This window comes from Streptomyces sp. NPDC006372 (assembly GCF_040612515.1).
In the GTDB taxonomy this organism is placed as follows: Bacteria; Actinomycetota; Actinomycetes; order Streptomycetales; family Streptomycetaceae; genus Streptomyces.
In genome coordinates this window covers 80,482-94,404 of record NZ_JBEXQJ010000007.1, presented here as the reverse complement: position 1 = coordinate 94,404, position 13,923 = coordinate 80,482, and the positions used below count along the sequence as shown (strand labels likewise).

17 protein-coding genes are annotated in these 13,923 nt (G+C 72.2%); 5 read left to right on the top strand and 12 right to left on the bottom strand.

What is annotated here, in order from left to right; translation table 11 throughout:
• Position 1: 1 nt before the first annotated feature.
• Entirely contained in the window at positions 2-397 is a 396-nt protein-coding gene (gene hisI, locus ABZ016_RS14520) for a phosphoribosyl-AMP cyclohydrolase (protein ID WP_356916919.1), read from the bottom strand.
• Between the two features lie 83 nt (positions 398-480).
• Here hisI and ABZ016_RS14515 point away from each other — a divergent pair, with 83 nt between their 5' ends.
• Positions 481-1,116 (top strand): TIGR03085 family metal-binding protein, encoded by a 636-nt coding sequence (locus tag ABZ016_RS14515; protein WP_356916918.1) that lies wholly within the window; start codon positions 481-483, stop codon positions 1,114-1,116.
• A gap of 54 nt (positions 1,117-1,170) precedes the next feature.
• Here the strand turns inward: ABZ016_RS14515 and hisF are convergent, their stop codons facing one another.
• Genes hisF through hisD form a run of 8 tightly spaced genes read right to left on the bottom strand, consistent with a single transcriptional unit; the run spans position 1,171 to position 6,867 of the window.
• Positions 1,171-1,926: an imidazole glycerol phosphate synthase subunit HisF gene (gene hisF / locus ABZ016_RS14510; RefSeq protein ID WP_356916917.1), complete on the bottom strand. Its 756-nt coding sequence runs from the start codon at positions 1,924-1,926 to the stop codon at positions 1,171-1,173.
• On the bottom strand, positions 1,923-2,324 hold the full coding sequence (locus ABZ016_RS14505) for a RidA family protein (RefSeq protein ID WP_003989582.1): 402 nt from the start codon (positions 2,322-2,324) through the stop codon (positions 1,923-1,925). Before ABZ016_RS14505 ends, hisF begins: the two co-directional genes overlap by 4 nt.
• Positions 2,321-3,046 carry a bifunctional 1-(5-phosphoribosyl)-5-((5-phosphoribosylamino)methylideneamino)imidazole-4-carboxamide isomerase/phosphoribosylanthranilate isomerase PriA gene (gene priA / locus ABZ016_RS14500; RefSeq protein WP_356916916.1) on the bottom strand — a complete coding sequence of 242 codons (726 nt, stop codon included), beginning with the start codon at positions 3,044-3,046 and terminating at the stop codon, positions 2,321-2,323. The genes ABZ016_RS14505 and priA overlap by 4 nt, the downstream gene beginning before the upstream one ends.
• 3 nt (positions 3,047-3,049) lie before the next feature.
• Entirely contained in the window at positions 3,050-3,691 is a 642-nt protein-coding gene (gene hisH / locus ABZ016_RS14495; protein ID WP_356916915.1) for an imidazole glycerol phosphate synthase subunit HisH, read from the bottom strand.
• Positions 3,688-3,852, bottom strand: a complete 165-nt coding sequence (locus ABZ016_RS14490; protein WP_003989585.1) for a hypothetical protein — start codon at positions 3,850-3,852, stop codon at positions 3,688-3,690. The genes hisH and ABZ016_RS14490 overlap by 4 nt, the downstream gene beginning before the upstream one ends.
• Positions 3,849-4,442 (bottom strand): imidazoleglycerol-phosphate dehydratase HisB, encoded by a 594-nt coding sequence (hisB, locus tag ABZ016_RS14485; RefSeq protein ID WP_030248649.1) that lies wholly within the window; start codon positions 4,440-4,442, stop codon positions 3,849-3,851. Before hisB ends, ABZ016_RS14490 begins: the two co-directional genes overlap by 4 nt.
• Complete coding sequence (locus ABZ016_RS14480; RefSeq protein ID WP_356916914.1) at positions 4,439-5,545, bottom strand: histidinol-phosphate transaminase; 1,107 nt, start codon at positions 5,543-5,545, stop codon at positions 4,439-4,441. Before ABZ016_RS14480 ends, hisB begins: the two co-directional genes overlap by 4 nt.
• Positions 5,542-6,867, bottom strand: a complete 1,326-nt coding sequence (gene hisD, locus ABZ016_RS14475) for a histidinol dehydrogenase (protein WP_356916913.1) — start codon at positions 6,865-6,867, stop codon at positions 5,542-5,544. The genes ABZ016_RS14480 and hisD overlap by 4 nt, the downstream gene beginning before the upstream one ends.
• 177 nt (positions 6,868-7,044) lie before the next feature.
• Here hisD and ABZ016_RS14470 point away from each other — a divergent pair, with 177 nt between their 5' ends.
• From ABZ016_RS14470 to ybaK, 4 genes are all read left to right on the top strand, one after another.
• Positions 7,045-8,622 carry an oxidoreductase gene (locus tag ABZ016_RS14470; RefSeq protein ID WP_356916912.1) on the top strand — a complete coding sequence of 526 codons (1,578 nt, stop codon included), beginning with the start codon at positions 7,045-7,047 and terminating at the stop codon, positions 8,620-8,622.
• Between the two features lie 158 nt (positions 8,623-8,780).
• Positions 8,781-9,812, top strand: coding sequence for a hypothetical protein (locus tag ABZ016_RS14465; protein ID WP_356917080.1), 1,032 nt, complete (start codon positions 8,781-8,783; stop codon positions 9,810-9,812).
• A gap of 11 nt (positions 9,813-9,823) precedes the next feature.
• Positions 9,824-10,564 (top strand): LON peptidase substrate-binding domain-containing protein, encoded by a 741-nt coding sequence (locus tag ABZ016_RS14460; RefSeq protein ID WP_356916911.1) that lies wholly within the window; start codon positions 9,824-9,826, stop codon positions 10,562-10,564.
• An 11-nt stretch (positions 10,565-10,575) separates the two neighbouring features.
• Positions 10,576-11,079, top strand: a complete 504-nt coding sequence (ybaK, locus tag ABZ016_RS14455) for a Cys-tRNA(Pro) deacylase (protein WP_356916910.1) — start codon at positions 10,576-10,578, stop codon at positions 11,077-11,079.
• Positions 11,080-11,217: 138 nt separating this feature from the next.
• On the opposite strand, the gene ABZ016_RS14450 is transcribed toward ybaK, so the two are convergent.
• The 3 genes from ABZ016_RS14450 to ABZ016_RS14440 all read right to left on the bottom strand — a co-directional run bounded on the left by ABZ016_RS14450 (position 11,218) and on the right by ABZ016_RS14440 (position 13,866).
• Entirely contained in the window at positions 11,218-11,922 is a 705-nt protein-coding gene (locus ABZ016_RS14450; RefSeq protein ID WP_356916909.1) for an AAA family ATPase, read from the bottom strand.
• Positions 11,923-11,978: 56 nt separating this feature from the next.
• Positions 11,979-12,800 (bottom strand): ABC transporter permease, encoded by an 822-nt coding sequence (locus tag ABZ016_RS14445; protein WP_356916908.1) that lies wholly within the window; start codon positions 12,798-12,800, stop codon positions 11,979-11,981.
• Between the two features lie 91 nt (positions 12,801-12,891).
• The gene (locus ABZ016_RS14440; protein ID WP_356917079.1) at positions 12,892-13,866 is read right to left on the bottom strand and encodes an ABC transporter ATP-binding protein; all 975 of its coding nucleotides are present in this window, start codon (positions 13,864-13,866) and stop codon (positions 12,892-12,894) included.
• Positions 13,867-13,923 lie beyond the last annotated feature (57 nt).

Sequence of the window (13,923 nt, the reverse complement as noted above, 5' to 3'; positions counted from 1 at the left end):
CTTACTGATCCGTCGCGGAGGCGTCGGAGCCGCCGTCCTTGAGCAGCACGTCCTCGTCGAAGCAGGTGCGCGCGCCGGTGTGACAGGCGGCGCCGACCTGGTCGACCTTCACCAGGACCGTGTCGGCGTCGCAGTCGAGGGCGACGGACTTCACCCACTGGAAGTGGCCGGAGGTGTCGCCCTTGACCCAGTACTCCCGGCGGCTGCGGGACCAGTACGTGCAGCGGCCGGTGGTGAGGGTGCGGTGCAGTGCCTCGTCGTCCATCCAGCCGAGCATGAGCACCTCTCCGGTGTCGTACTGCTGGGCGATGGCGGGCAGGAGGCCGTCGGCGCTGCGCTTGAGGCGGGCGGCGATCTCCGGGTCGAGGCTGCTGGGCCGTGGGGACTTGCTGGTCATGACGACCATTGTGCCGCGCGCCACTGACGGGCCTGGTGGAGTGTCCACTGGGCGGACCTTCCACGCGGTCGTAGGCTGGCCGCATGTCGACCCATGCCAAGCGTGAACGACTCCTCCTCGCCGACCTGTTGGAGACAGCGGGCCCGGACGCGCCGACCCTCTGCGAGGGCTGGACGACCCGGGACCTCGCCGCGCACGTGGTGGTGCGCGAACGCCGGCCGGACGCCGCGGGCGGGATACTGATCAAGCAGCTCGCGCCGCGCCTGGACCGGGTGATGGCGGAGTACACCGACAAGCCGTACGAGGAGCTGATCCAGCTGATCCGTACGGGTCCGCCGCGTTTCTCCCCCTTCTCACTGAAGCCGGTCGACGAGGCGTCGAACATCATCGAGTTCTACGTCCACACGGAGGATGTCCGCCGCGCCCAGCCGGACTGGTCCCCGCGCGAGCTCGACGCGGTGTTCCAGGACGCCCTGTGGTCCCGGCTGGAGCGCACCGCCCGCATGATGGGCCGCGGCGTCCCGACGGGCCTGGTGCTGCGCCGCCCGGACGGCCAGACGGTGGTCGCCCACCGCGGCACGCCGGTGGTCACGGTGACCGGCGAGCCGTCCGAGCTGGTGCTGTTCTCGTACGGCCGGCAGGGCAAGGCGAAGGTCGAGCTGGACGGCGACGAGGCCGCGATCGAGAAGCTGCACGAGACGAAGCAGCTGGGGATCTGAGAAAAGCCCCGGCCGCGTCGAGCGGCCGGGGCCTCCAGCAGGGGCGCGGGGGCGTCACCGCACCGGGTGGCCGGCCTCCCGCAGTGTTCCCTTGACCTCGCCGATCCGCAGGTCGCCGAAGTGGAAGACGGACGCCGCCAGCACCGCGTCCGCGCCCGCCTCGATCGCCGGCGGGAAGTCGGTCAGCCTGCCCGCGCCGCCCGAGGCGATCACCGGGACCGTGACGTGCTTGCGTACGGCCCGGATCATCTCCAGGTCGTAGCCGTCCTTGGTGCCGTCCGCGTCCATCGAGTTGAGCAGGATCTCGCCCGCGCCCAGTTCGGCGGCCCGGTGCGCCCACTCGACGGCGTCGATGCCGGTGCCGCGACGGCCGCCGTGGGTGGTCACCTCGAAGGAGCCGGACTCCGTGCGGCGGGCGTCCACCGAGAGGACCAGGACCTGGCGGCCGAAGCGTTCCGCGATCTCACGGATCAGCTCCGGGCGGGCGATCGCGGCCGTGTTGACGCCGACCTTGTCCGCACCGGCCCGCAGCAGCTTGTCCACGTCCTCGGCGGTACGCACGCCACCGCCGACGGTGAGCGGGATGAACACCTGCTCGGCCGTGCGGCGCACCACGTCGTACGTCGTCTCGCGGTTGCCCGACGAGGCGGTGATGTCCAGGAACGTCAGCTCGTCGGCGCCCTCGGCGTCGTACACCTTGGCCATCTCGACGGGGTCGCCCGCGTCGCGCAGGTTCTGGAAGTTGACGCCCTTGACGACCCGGCCGTTGTCCACGTCCAGGCAGGGGATGACTCGGACCGCCAGGGTCATGAAGTCACGGCTCCTCTGAATGCTTCGATTTCCACGGACACCAGCACACGCGGGTCGATGAAGCCCTCCACCACCAGGAAGGTCGCGACCGGGCGCGCGGTGTCGAACAGTTCCTTGTGCGCGCGGCCCACCTCGTCGAGGTCGCGTGCGTGCGCCAGGTACATGCGGGTGCGGATCACCGACGCGGCGCCGAGCCCGAACTCGGCGACCGCGTCGAGCGCGCTGGTGAAGGCCACCTTCGCCTGCTCGTACGGATCACCTTCCCCGTACAGCACGCTGCCCTTGAAGGACGTGGTGCCCGCCACCAGCACATGGTCGCCCGCCGCGACGGCACGTGCAAAACCGAAGGACTCTTCCCAGGGACTTCCGCTCTGCACCCGCCGCACGGCATCGCTCATGACGACACTGCCTCCAAGGCCTCTTCCAGGGTGAACGCCTTCGCGTACAGCGCCTTCCCTACGATCGCGCCCTCGACACCGAGCGGCACCAGCGCGGCGATGGCCCGCAGGTCGTCCAGCGACGAGACGCCGCCGGAGGCCACGACCGGGCGGTCGGTGGCGGCGCAGACGTTCTTCAGCAGCTCCAGGTTCGGGCCCTGGAGCGTGCCGTCCTTGGCGATGTCGGTGACGACGTAGCGGGCGCAGCCCTCGTTGTCGAGGCGTGCCAGCGTCTCGTAGAGGTCGCCGCCGTCGCGGGTCCAGCCGCGGCCGCGCAGGGTCGTGCCCCGGACGTCCAGGCCGACCGCGATCTTGTCGCCGTGCTCGGCGATGACCTTGGCGACCCACTCGGGGGTCTCCAGGGCGGCCGTGCCGAGGTTCACGCGCGTGCAGCCGGTGGCGAGGGCGGCGGCGAGGGTGTCGTCGTCGCGGATGCCGCCGGACAGCTCCACCTTGATGTCCATCGCCCGGGCGACCTCGGCGATCAGCTCGCGGTTGTTCCCGGTGCCGAACGCGGCGTCCAGGTCGACCAGGTGCAGCCACTCGGCGCCGGACCGCTGCCAGGCGAGGGCGGCCTCCAGCGGGGAGCCGTACGAGGTCTCCGTGCCGGACTCGCCGTGCACGAGGCGGACGGCCTGGCCGTCACGGACGTCGACCGCGGGGAGGAGTTCGAGCTTGGCCATTGTCTACAGGGTTCCGATCCAGTTGGTGAGCAGCTGCGCTCCGGCGTCGCCGGACTTCTCGGGGTGGAACTGCGTGGCCCACAGGGCGCCGTTCTCGACGGCCGCGACGAACGGCTTGCCGTGCGTGGACCAGGTGACCCTGGGGGGCTCGATCGTCGGGTTGTGGGTCTCCAGCGACCAGTCGTGGACGGCGTAGGAGTGCACGAAGTAGAAGCGGGCGTCCGTGTCGAGGCCGGCGAACAGCTGCGAGCCGGCCGGGGCGTCCACGGTGTTCCAGCCCATGTGGGGCACGATCTCGGCCTGGAGGGGCTCGACCGAGCCGGGCCACTCGTCGAGGCCCTCGGTCTCCACGCCGTGCTCGATGCCGCGGGCGAAGAGGATCTGCATGCCGACGCAGATGCCCATGACGGGGCGGCCGCCGGACAGCCGGCGGTCGACGATCCAGTCCCCGCGGGCCTCGCGCAGGCCCTTCATGCAGGAGGCGAAGGCGCCGACGCCGGGCACGAGCAGCCCGTCGGCGTTCATGGCCTTGTCGTAGTCACGCGTGATCTCGACGTCGGCTCCGGTGCGCGCCAGGGCACGCTCGGCGGAGCGGACGTTGCCGAAGCCGTAGTCGAAGACGACCACCTTCTTCGGGCTGCTCAATTCCACACCTCCAGCCTCACGACACCGGCCGCCAGGCACATCGCGGCGCCGATCGACAACAGCACGATCAGGCCCTTGGGCATCTTCTGCTTGACGAAGGAGTAGATCCCGCCGACGAGGAACAGGCCGACGACGATCAGCAGGGTCGAGGTGCCGTTCACAGGGCGCCCTTCGTGGAGGGGAGGATGCCGGCCGCGCGCGGGTCGCGCTCGGAGGCGTAGCGCAGGGCCCGGGCCAGCGCCTTGAACTGGCACTCCACGATGTGGTGCGCGTTGCGCCCGTAGGGCACGTGCACGTGGAGCGCGATCTGGGCCTGGGCCACGAAGGACTCCAGGATGTGCCGGGTCATGGTGGTGTCGTACTCGCCGATCATCGGCGCCATCTTCTCGGGCTCGGTGTGCACGAGGTAGGGGCGGCCGGACAGGTCGACCGTGACCTGGGCGAGGGACTCGTCCAGCGGGACCGTGCAGTTGCCGAAGCGGTAGATGCCGACCTTGTCGCCGAGGGCCTGCTTGAAGGCGGCGCCGAGCGCGAGGGCGGTGTCCTCGATGGTGTGGTGCGAGTCGATGTGCAGATCGCCCTCGGTCTTCACCGTGAGGTCGAACAGTCCGTGCCGGCCGAGCTGGTCGAGCATGTGGTCGTAGAAGCCGACGCCGGTGGAGATCTCCGTCTTGCCGGTGCCGTCGAGGTCGATCTCGACGAGGACCGTGGTCTCCTTGGTCGTCCGCTCCACGCGTCCGGTGCGGCTCATGAACTCTGCTCCTTCTTCAGTGCACGTACCGCGTCGAGGAACGCGTCGTTCTCTTCGGGGGTGCCGGCGGACACCCGCAGCCATCCGGGGATGCCGTTGTCCCGGACCAGGACGCCCCGGTCGAGGATCTTCTGCCAGGCCGTGTGCGAGTTCTCGAACCTGCCGAACTGCACGAAGTTGGCGTCGGACTCCACGACCTCGTATCCGGTCGTGCGCAACTCGGCGACCAGGCGGTCGCGTTCGGCCTTGAGCTGCTCGACGTAGCCCAGCAGGGTGTCGGTGTGCTCCAGCGCGGCCAGGGCGGTCGCCTGGGTGACGGCCGACAGGTGGTAGGGCAGCCGGACGAGCTGGACGGCGTCCACGACGGCCGGGTGCGCGGCGAGGTAGCCGAGTCGCAGGCCCGCCGCGCCGAACGCCTTCGACATCGTGCGGGAGACGACGAGGTTCGGGCGGCCGTCGAGCAGCGGCAGCAGCGAGTCGCCGTGGCTGAACTCGATGTATGCCTCGTCGACCACGACCATCGACGGCTTGGCCGCCTGGGCGGCCTCGTACAGCGCCAGGACGGTCCCGGGCGGGACCGCGTTGCCGGTCGGGTTGTTGGGGGTGGTGACGAAGACGACGTCGGGCCGGTTCTCGGCGATGGCCTTCTCGGCCGCCGCCAGGTCGATCGTGAAGTCCTCGCCCCGGGGGCCGGAGATCCAGCCCGTGCCCGTACCGCGCGAGATGAGCCCGTGCATCGAGTACGACGGTTCGAAGCCGATCGCCGTGCGGCCCGGCCCGCCGAAGGTCTGCAGCAGCTGCTGGATGACCTCGTTGGAGCCGTTGGCCGCCCAGACGTTGGCCAGGCCGACCTCGTGGCCGGACGTCTTCGTCAGGTACTCGGCGAGCCTGGTGCGCAGCTCGACCGCGTCCCGGTCGGGGTAGCGGTTGAGGTTGCGGGCCGCCTCACGGACCCGCTCGGCGATGCGTTCGACCAGCGGCTCGGGCAGCGGGTAGGGGTTCTCGTTGGTGTTCAGCCGTACGGGGACGTCCAGCTGGGGCGCGCCGTAGGGGGACTTGCCGCGCAGCTCGTCCCGTACGGGGAGATCGTCGATGCCTGTCACTTGCCTTCTGGAACCTTCCAACCGAACCGAGCCTTGATCGCCGCACCGTGTGCCGGCAGGTCCTCCGCCTCCGCCAGCGTCACCACGTGATGCGCGACCTCGGCCAGCGCGTCCTGCGTGTAGTCGACGATGTGGATGCCGCGCAGGAAGGACTGGACGGACAGGCCGGAGGAGTGGCAGGCGCAGCCGCCGGTGGGCAGGACGTGGTTGGAGCCGGCCGCGTAGTCGCCGAGGGAGACGGGGGCCCAGGGGCCGATGAAGATCGCGCCCGCGTTGCGGACCCGGTCGGCCACGGCCGCGGCGTCCGCCGTCTGGATCTCCAGGTGCTCGGCGCCGTAGGCGTCGACCACCCTCAGGCCCTCGTCGATGCCGTCGACCAGGACGATCGCGGACTGCTTGCCGGACAGCGCGGGGACGATCCGGTCGTCGACGTGCCTGGTGGCGGCGACCTGCGGCTCCAGCTCCTTCTCGACCGCGTCCGCGAGCTCGACGGAGTCCGTGACGAGGACAGCGGCGGCCAGCGGGTCGTGCTCGGCCTGGCTGATCAGGTCGGAGGCGACGTGCACCGGGTCGGCCGTGTCGTCGGCGAGGACCGCGATCTCGGTCGGGCCGGCCTCGGCGTCGATGCCGATCTTGCCGGTGAAGTAGCGCTTGGCGGCGGCGACCCAGATGTTGCCGGGGCCGGTGACCATGTTGGCGGGCGGGCAGGACTCGGTGCCGTACGCGAACATCGCGACGGCCGTGGCGCCGCCGGCCGCGTAGACCTCGTCGACGCCGAGCAGCGCACAGGCGGCGAGGATGGTCGGGTGCGGCAGGCCGCCGAACTCGGCCTGGGCGGGCGAGGCGAGCGCGACGGACTCGACGCCGGCCTCCTGGGCGGGCACCACGTTCATGATCACGGAGGACGGGTACACCGAGCGGCCGCCGGGCGCGTACAGCCCGACCCGCTCGACCGGCACCCACTTCTCCGTCACGGAGCCGCCGGGCACGACCTGGGTGGTGTGCGTGCCGCGGCGCTGCTCGCGGTGGACGATCCGGGCGCGGCGGATGGACTCCTCCAGGGCCGCGCGCACGGCCGGGTCGAGCTCCTCCAGCGCGCGGCTGAGCGCGGCGGCCGGTACTCGTACCTGGTCGAGCCTGACCCCGTCGAACCGCTCGGCGAACTCGATCAGCGCCGCGTCGCCCCGATGATGCACGTCCTCGCAGATGGGACGCACCTTCTCCAGGGCGGCCGCGACGTCGAAGTCGGCTCGGGGCAGCAGGTCGCGCAGGGCGGGGCCCTCGGGAAGGGCGTCGCCGCGCAGATCGATTCGGGAGATCACGTGCTCAATTCTCTCAGACCCGAATCACGCCACGTCCGCTCGTATCAATGGCTGATACAGAAACGACGGGGGCCCGGAAGATCCCCTTCACGTTTCGCGTTCGGAGCGTCACTCAACGGGCATGAACGGTTGTACGAAGAACGTGACCCGCGAGTACCCGGGGAGGAAGGAAACGACGTGACCGAGGGGGCCGGCGTGCCTGCCGGAGAACTGCCCGACGACCTGACCGCGGCCGAGGCGGGCATGTGGCAGGCCTTCCGCAACGGCACGGTGTACGACCTGAGCAGCGGCGATCCGATCGTGGACGATCCGCACGGCGGCCATCCGTGGGGCGAGGAGCGGGCCGTGCGGGCCCGGATCATCTGCTGGCTGCTGCTCGACGGTCCGCCCGCCCTGGCCGGCCGGGTGTCCTCACTGAAGCTGGCCGGCGTGCGGGTCTGCGGCTCGCTGGACCTCGCGGGCGGCACGGTGGAGCCCTACGTCGAGATGCGCCGGTGCCGGTTCGAGGAGGACGTGCTGCTGCCCGAGGCCCGCTTCACGACCCTGCGGATGGTGGACTGCTCGGTGCCGCGGCTGGAGGCGGCCCGGGTGCAGACGGAGGGCGATCTGCATCTGCCGCGCTGCCGCTTCCACCGCGGCGTCCGGCTCACGGACGCGCAGATCGGCACGGACCTGATGCTCAACCAGGCGGTGGTGCAGCGGGACCGCAGCGGCCGGTCGGTCGCCGCGGACGGCATGACCGTCGGCCAGGACTTACAGGCGGAGCTGCTGGAGTCGCACGGCGAGCTGAGCCTGCGCGCCGCCACCGTCGGTGTCTCGCTGAGCCTGCGCGGTGCCCGCCTGGCCAACCCGTACGCGCGGCTCGCGCTGAACGCCCCGCAGCTGACCGTCGAGCGCAGTCTGTATCTGACGCCGGCGGGTGTCGGCGTCCAGGCGATGAGCGGGATGACCCCGGCACAGGGAACCCGGATCCAGCGGTTCGCGTGCGAGGGCGGGATCCGGCTGGACGACGGGCGGTTCGGCGACGCCGTCGACTTCGAGCGGGCCAGATTCACCCTCACCGACGACCAGGAGCTGTCGCTGCGCCGGGTGCAGACGCCGGAGCTGCGGTTCCTCGGGGAGCATCCGGAGCGTGGGCGGGTGGTGCTGTCCGGGGCGAAGATCATCAACCTGATGGACCGGGCGGACGCCTGGCCGGGCCCGGGGCGGCTGCACATGGGCGGCTTCGCCTACGAGAACCTCGTGCCGCGCGGGCCGTTCCCGCTGGCCGAGCGGCTGGACTGGGTGGCGGCGGCGACCGCCGAGTACAACCCGGAGCCGTACGAGCGGCTGGCGGCCGTGCTGCGGGCCGGCGGGGAGGACGAGGACGCCCGCGAGGTGCTGCTCGCCAAGCAGCGCCGGCACCGCGAGAGCCTGCCGTTCGCCGCCAAGCTGTGGGGCTACGCCCAGGACTGGACGGTGGCCTACGGGTACCGGCCGGGCCGGGCCGCGGTGTGGATGGCGGTGCTGTGGGCGGCGGGCACGTTCGCCTTCGCGCAGTCCGGGCATCCGCCGATGAAGCGGGGCGAGCATCCGGAGTGGAGCCCCGCGCTGTTCACCCTCGATCTGCTGCTGCCGGTCATCGACCTGGGCCAGGTGGGGTTCTGGCAGTTGCGCGGCGGCTGGCAGTGGCTGGCGACGGCGATGATCCTGCTGGGCTGGATCCTGGCGACGACGGTGGCGGCGGGGGCGACGCGGTTGCTGCGGCGCAACTGACGGCCGACCGGCGATCCCGGCCATGGTGCGCCGCTCGTGATGCTGGTGTGACCACAGTTGTTGAACTGTCACACTTTTGCCTTCTCTTGACCACGCGGCGTACAACTTTCCGCGAGTTCCATGAACGTACTGGCGCCGCCGTGACCAGCGGTCTTTCAATGGTCGGCACCATGGCTCTGCAGCTGCCGTTCATCCGCCCGGGCCGGATGACAAGGACCGCCTCCCACCCCGTCGGCGGGCCGTACACCGACGACGAGGTGCTGCTCGACGCGCCCGACGCCCGGCTGAGTCCGGCGCTGGTCGCCGCCGCCCGGGGCGACCACGGACCGGCGGCCGGGCTGCTCCACGCCACGCGCGCGGCGGCCGAGTGGGAGCGGCGCGACCGGTACGTGACCCGGCTGGCCGCCTTCGCCCGCTCGCGCCCCGAGTGGCTGGACGCCTGGCTCGCGACCGCCCCGAAGGACCCCGATGCGCTGCTGGTCGGGGCCCAGCTGGCGGTGGACCGCGCCTGGCGGTCCCCGGCCCGGGCCGAGGCGCTGCGCGAGCTGAGCCCCCTGATCACGGCCGCGGCCCGAGGCGATCAGCGGGACCCGGTGCCGTGGCGGCTCGCGCTCGACCACGCCCGGGGCGCCCAGGCGGGGCACACGTACTTCGAGGAGCTGTGGGCGGCCGCCGTCCGCCGCGCCCCGCACCACTACGGGTGCCACGTGGCGGCTCTGCGCTACCTGGCCACCTACTGGCACGGCTCACATCACGAGTGCTTCGACTTCGCCGACCGGGCCGCGCAGGACGCTCCCGCCGACGCGCTCGTCCAGGCCCTGCCGCTGCGGGCGGCCTTCGGCTACCTCACCGACGGCTGCGGCCCCGAAGTGCCGCGCGAGCGACTGGACACGGCCGCGGATCGGGCGATCGCGCTGTCCCCGCGGCTGCCGGCGACCGACCCCTGGCCCGCCCGGATGCGGAACCTGCTCCTCTTCGTCCTGGTGCGCCTGGAGCGCTGGGCGGACGCCCGGGAACAGCTGCGCCTGAACGGGCCGTACGCCACCTCGTTCCCCTGGGACCAGGTGTCGGACGACCCGCTCGGCCATTTCCTGCGGATCCGCGACGACATCCGGGCCGGGGCGGCCGGCCGGCCCTCCGGGCATCCACGGAGTGAACGGGGCGGACGAGTCCGCTCCGGCGACCATTAGGCTTCTGCGTCGTGACCACCGTCCGGCTCCCCCTCTTCCCGTTGAACTCCGTACTGTTCCCGGGGCTCGTGCTCCCGCTCAACGTCTTCGAGGAGCGGTATCGCGCCATGATGCGCGAGCTGCTGAAGACACCGGAGGACGAGCCGCGCCGGTTCGCCGTCGTGGCGATCCGCGACGGCCACGAGGTGGCCCCGAGCGCGCCCGGCATGCCCGACCCGACGGCCCAGCCCGAGCGGGGACCCGCGGCCGGGTTCGGCACGGACCCGGCCAAGGCGTTCCACAAGGTGGGCTGTATCGCGGACGCGGCGACGATCCGGGAGCGCACCGACGGCTCCTTCGAGGTGCTGGCGACCGGCACGACCCGGGTGCGGCTGCTGTCGGTCGAGGCGTCGGGCCCCTTCCTGACGGCCGAGCTGGAGACGCTGCCGGAGGAACCGGGCGACGAGGCCGCACCGTTGGCCGAGGGCGTGCTGCGCTCCTTCCGCCAGTACCAGAAGCGGCTGGCGGGCGCGCGGGAACGGTCCCTGACGACCGGCGCCGACCTGCCCGACGAGCCGGGTGTGGTGTCCTACCTGGTGGCCGCGGCGATGATGCTGGACATCCCGGCCAAGCAACGGCTGCTCCAGGCGCCCGACACCGCCTCCCGCCTGCGCGACGAGCTGAAACTCCTTCGCTCCGAGACGGCCGTCATCCGTAGTCTGCCGTCGTTGCCGGCGTCGGAACTGACGCGCGGCCCGACGAGCCTCAACTGAAGCGGACCGGGATGGCGAAGAAGTCGAAGAAGCAGCAGGCGGGCGGCACCCCCGCGACGGTGGCGCTCACGGCGGCGGGCGTGGAGTTCACGGTCCACTCCTACGACCACGACCCCGCCCACCCCTCGTACGGCGAGGAGGCAGCCGAGGCGATGGGCGTCTCCCCGGACCGCGTCTTCAAGACCCTGGTCGCCGACGTCGACGGCACGCTGACCGTCGCGGTGGTCCCGGTCGCGGGCCAGCTGGACCTGAAGGCCCTGGCAGCGGCGACCGGCGGCAAACGAGCGACGATGGCCGACCCGACCCTGGCGGAACGCACGACGGGCTACGTCCGGGGCGGTATCTCCCCGTTGGGCCAGCGCAAGAAACTCCCGACGGTCCTGGACGACTCGGCCACGTCCCACCCGACGATCTGCGTCTCGGCGGGCAGGAGGGGCCTGGAGGTGGAACTGTCTCCGGAGACCTTGCAGAAGCTGACGGGGGCGGTCCTGGCCCCTGTCGGTCGTCCCGCCTAGCTGCGGGCAGTCGTGCCGCTGGGGCGGCACGGGTGGGCCATGGGGGTCCCCCCTGCTCGAGCGAAGCCGAGAGCTTGGGGGAGGCACCCCGCTCCGCCGGGTTGCGCAACGCCCCGAGCCGGGTACCGACGCCCAGCACTAAGCAGCAGGCGGCCCCTGATACGCCCCGTCCCCGAACTCCGGCTCCGGATCCCGAGGCCCGAACAACGCCGTCAACCCCAGATGAAACACCAGCGCGGCAAACGGCCAGGCCAGCAACCCCCCCTTCGCCCCCAACTTCAACGGCGCCGAGAACGTCACCCCCTTGCCCACCTCCCGCGCACGCGCGACGACATCCTCCCCGGGCCCGAGCCACACCCCGACCCGCCAGGCCAGCAACGCCCCGAGCAGCCCCCCGACGGCCAGCCCCACCACCAGCGGCACACCCCCGCGCCGCCGCAGCAGAAACACCACCAGGGCACTCACGACCCCGAAGCCCAGCGCCAGCAGCGTGAACGTCCCGTCCACCCCGATGGCCTGCTCCCCCTCGGTGTCCTTGAGGTAGACGATCCAGTCGCCGTTCACCACGGCACCGACCAGCGGCACGTGCGGCGCGAGCCACCACCACAGCACCCCGAGCAGCACCCCGCCGAGCGCCACGGCCACCGAGATCACGGCGGCCTCCCGTACTTCCGTCTTCATCCCGGGCCCGTCCTGTCCGTACCAGCCGTGCCCGGCGTACTCGGCGTGCTGGGACCCGGGAGCCTGAGTCCCCTGAGGGGCGGGCCCGTCGGCCGGCGGCTGCCACGCATCCTGTGCGGAACGTTCATGCGGGGGCGGTGGCGGAGTCAGTGGTGCGGTCACCCTGCCATCGTGCCAGGCCCGCCTGTGCTCCGCGTCACCGGACGATCCCTCCCCGCTCACCGGACGGCCGCCCGGCGGTACGCCCAGGTCGCCACGGCGAGCGAGACGACGCCCACGACACCGCACACGGCGAGGTCACCGAGCACGAAGGCCCAGTCGGGGTCCGGCCCGAACGTCCGGGCGAAGGCCTCGACGCCGTACGTCGACGGCAGCAGGTCCCGTGTGAAGCGCACGACCTCCGGCATCCGGTCGGCCGGCAGCACACCCAGCAGCAGCGCCGCGGACATACCCAGCTGACCGAGCAGCGTGGCCAGCTCCGGCCGGGGCGCGAGCAGCCCCAGCGCCGCTCCCAGTCCGGCGAGCGCGGCGCCCGCGAGCGGGATCACGGCCACGAGGATCCACAGATGGGCCAGGGGCAGCCCGAAGAGCACACAGCCGAACACCGCGGTCACGACGGTCCCCGGCAGGGTGAAGGAGGCGTAGGCGCCCGCCGCGCCCAGCACCACCGCGGCCGGTGGCACCGGCAGGGTCGCGTAGTGGTCGAGCCCGCCGCTGGCCCGCAGTTGCCCGAAGTACTGCGCGAGCAGGTTCAGCGCGACGAAGGCGACCACCAGGACCGCCGAGCCGGCGACGACGGCCTGCGCCTCCGCGCCGTCGTCCACGACCCCCCGCATCAGGATCATGATCCCGATCGACTGGAAGGTCGCCACGAACAGCAACGGGATACGCGCCACCCGCGCCCGGGACAGCTGCGCCCGGTAGACGGCCGCCAGCGACGGCCACAACCGCGCGCGAGGTCCGAGCTCGGCCGCGCTCGCGGCGGGCTCCTCAGCGGCCAGGGCACCGCCCGGCAGGACATCGGCGGGTACGACACTCACGTCGCGCTGCTTCCCTTCGCTCGGTCCACTGCGGCAGTCGCCCTGTTCGGTACGGACGCGGCGGCCCGCACGCTCAAGGCCTCGATGCTTCTCACGCCTTCACCAGCCCCTGCCGCGCGGCGCCGCCGAGGGCCAGGTACACGTCCTCCAGGCTCGGCGTGGCCAGCGTGAAGTCGTCCAGGGCGGCGAAGGCCGCCCCGCCGGTGACGGTGGCGACCACCGCCCGGGCCTCCTCGGGCCCGAGCCGGAGCGTCCAGCGACGGCCCGACTCCACGACGCGGTCCTTCAGCGCGGCCACCTCGGGGACGTGCAGCGGTGCCGCGTCGCGCCACACCAGGTCCACCCGCACCTCGCCGGCGACCTGCTCCTTGAGCCCGCCCGGCGTGTCGCAGGCGATCACCCGCCCCCGGTCCAGCACGGCCACCCGGTCCAGCACGGTCTCGGCCTCGATGACGTTGTGGGTCACGAGCAGCACGGTCGTCCCGCGCTCGGCCCGCCGCCGGTCGACCGCCGACCACACGGCCCGCCGTGCCACCGGGTCCATACCGGTGGTCGGCTCGTCCAGCACGAGCAGCGGCCGCTCCCCCACCAGGGCCGCGGCGAAGCACGCCAGGCGCCGCTGGCCCCCGGAGAGCTTCTTCAGCGGACGCCCGGCGAGCGCCGCGAGCCCCAGTTCGTCGAGCACGTCGTCCCGCTCGGCCCGCGCCTGACGTACGTCCAGGCCGCGCAGCCGTCCGGTGGTCTCGGCGGCCAGCGACACGGTCAGCTCGTCGAGGGCGGTCGACTCCTGACCGAGGTAGGCGAGGATCCGTGCGGCCCGCTCCGGGTGACGCACGATGTCGTGCCCGAGGATCTCCACGCCGCCGCCGTCGGGCCGCATCAGCCCGGTGAGCTGGCGCACGAGGGTGGACTTGCCGGCGCCGTTCGGCCCGAGCAGGCCGAAGATCTCGCCGCGCCGGATGTCCAGCGTCACGTCGTCCGTGGCGCGGACCTCGGGGGTTCCGGGCGCGCCGCGCCGGCCCCGGACGGCCGGATAGGTCTTGGTCAGCCCGCGCACCGCGCACACGACGTCACCATCGTGCCGAAATGCCTGTGCCGCGCGCTTACTCACAAGGGACGAGAC

What these genes read in the sequence shown, in the direction of transcription:
- ABZ016_RS14515 (WP_356916918.1), top strand. Translation starts at nt 481, where the DNA reads ATGTCGACCCATGCCAAGCGTGAACGACTCCTCCTCGCCGACCTGTTG.
- ABZ016_RS14465 (WP_356917080.1), top strand. Translation starts at nt 8,781, where the DNA reads ATGGTCGGCACCATGGCTCTGCAGCTGCCGTTCATCCGCCCGGGCCGG.
- hisI (WP_356916919.1), bottom strand. Translation starts at nt 397, where the DNA reads ATGACCAGCAAGTCCCCACGGCCCAGCAGCCTCGACCCGGAGATCGCC.
- ybaK (WP_356916910.1), top strand. Translation starts at nt 10,576, where the DNA reads ATGGCGAAGAAGTCGAAGAAGCAGCAGGCGGGCGGCACCCCCGCGACG.
- priA (WP_356916916.1), bottom strand. Translation starts at nt 3,046, where the DNA reads ATGGCCAAGCTCGAACTCCTCCCCGCGGTCGACGTCCGTGACGGCCAG.
- hisB (WP_030248649.1), bottom strand. Translation starts at nt 4,442, where the DNA reads ATGAGCCGCACCGGACGCGTGGAGCGGACGACCAAGGAGACCACGGTC.
- ABZ016_RS14505 (WP_003989582.1), bottom strand. Translation starts at nt 2,324, where the DNA reads ATGAGCGATGCCGTGCGGCGGGTGCAGAGCGGAAGTCCCTGGGAAGAG.
- hisF (WP_356916917.1), bottom strand. Translation starts at nt 1,926, where the DNA reads ATGACCCTGGCGGTCCGAGTCATCCCCTGCCTGGACGTGGACAACGGC.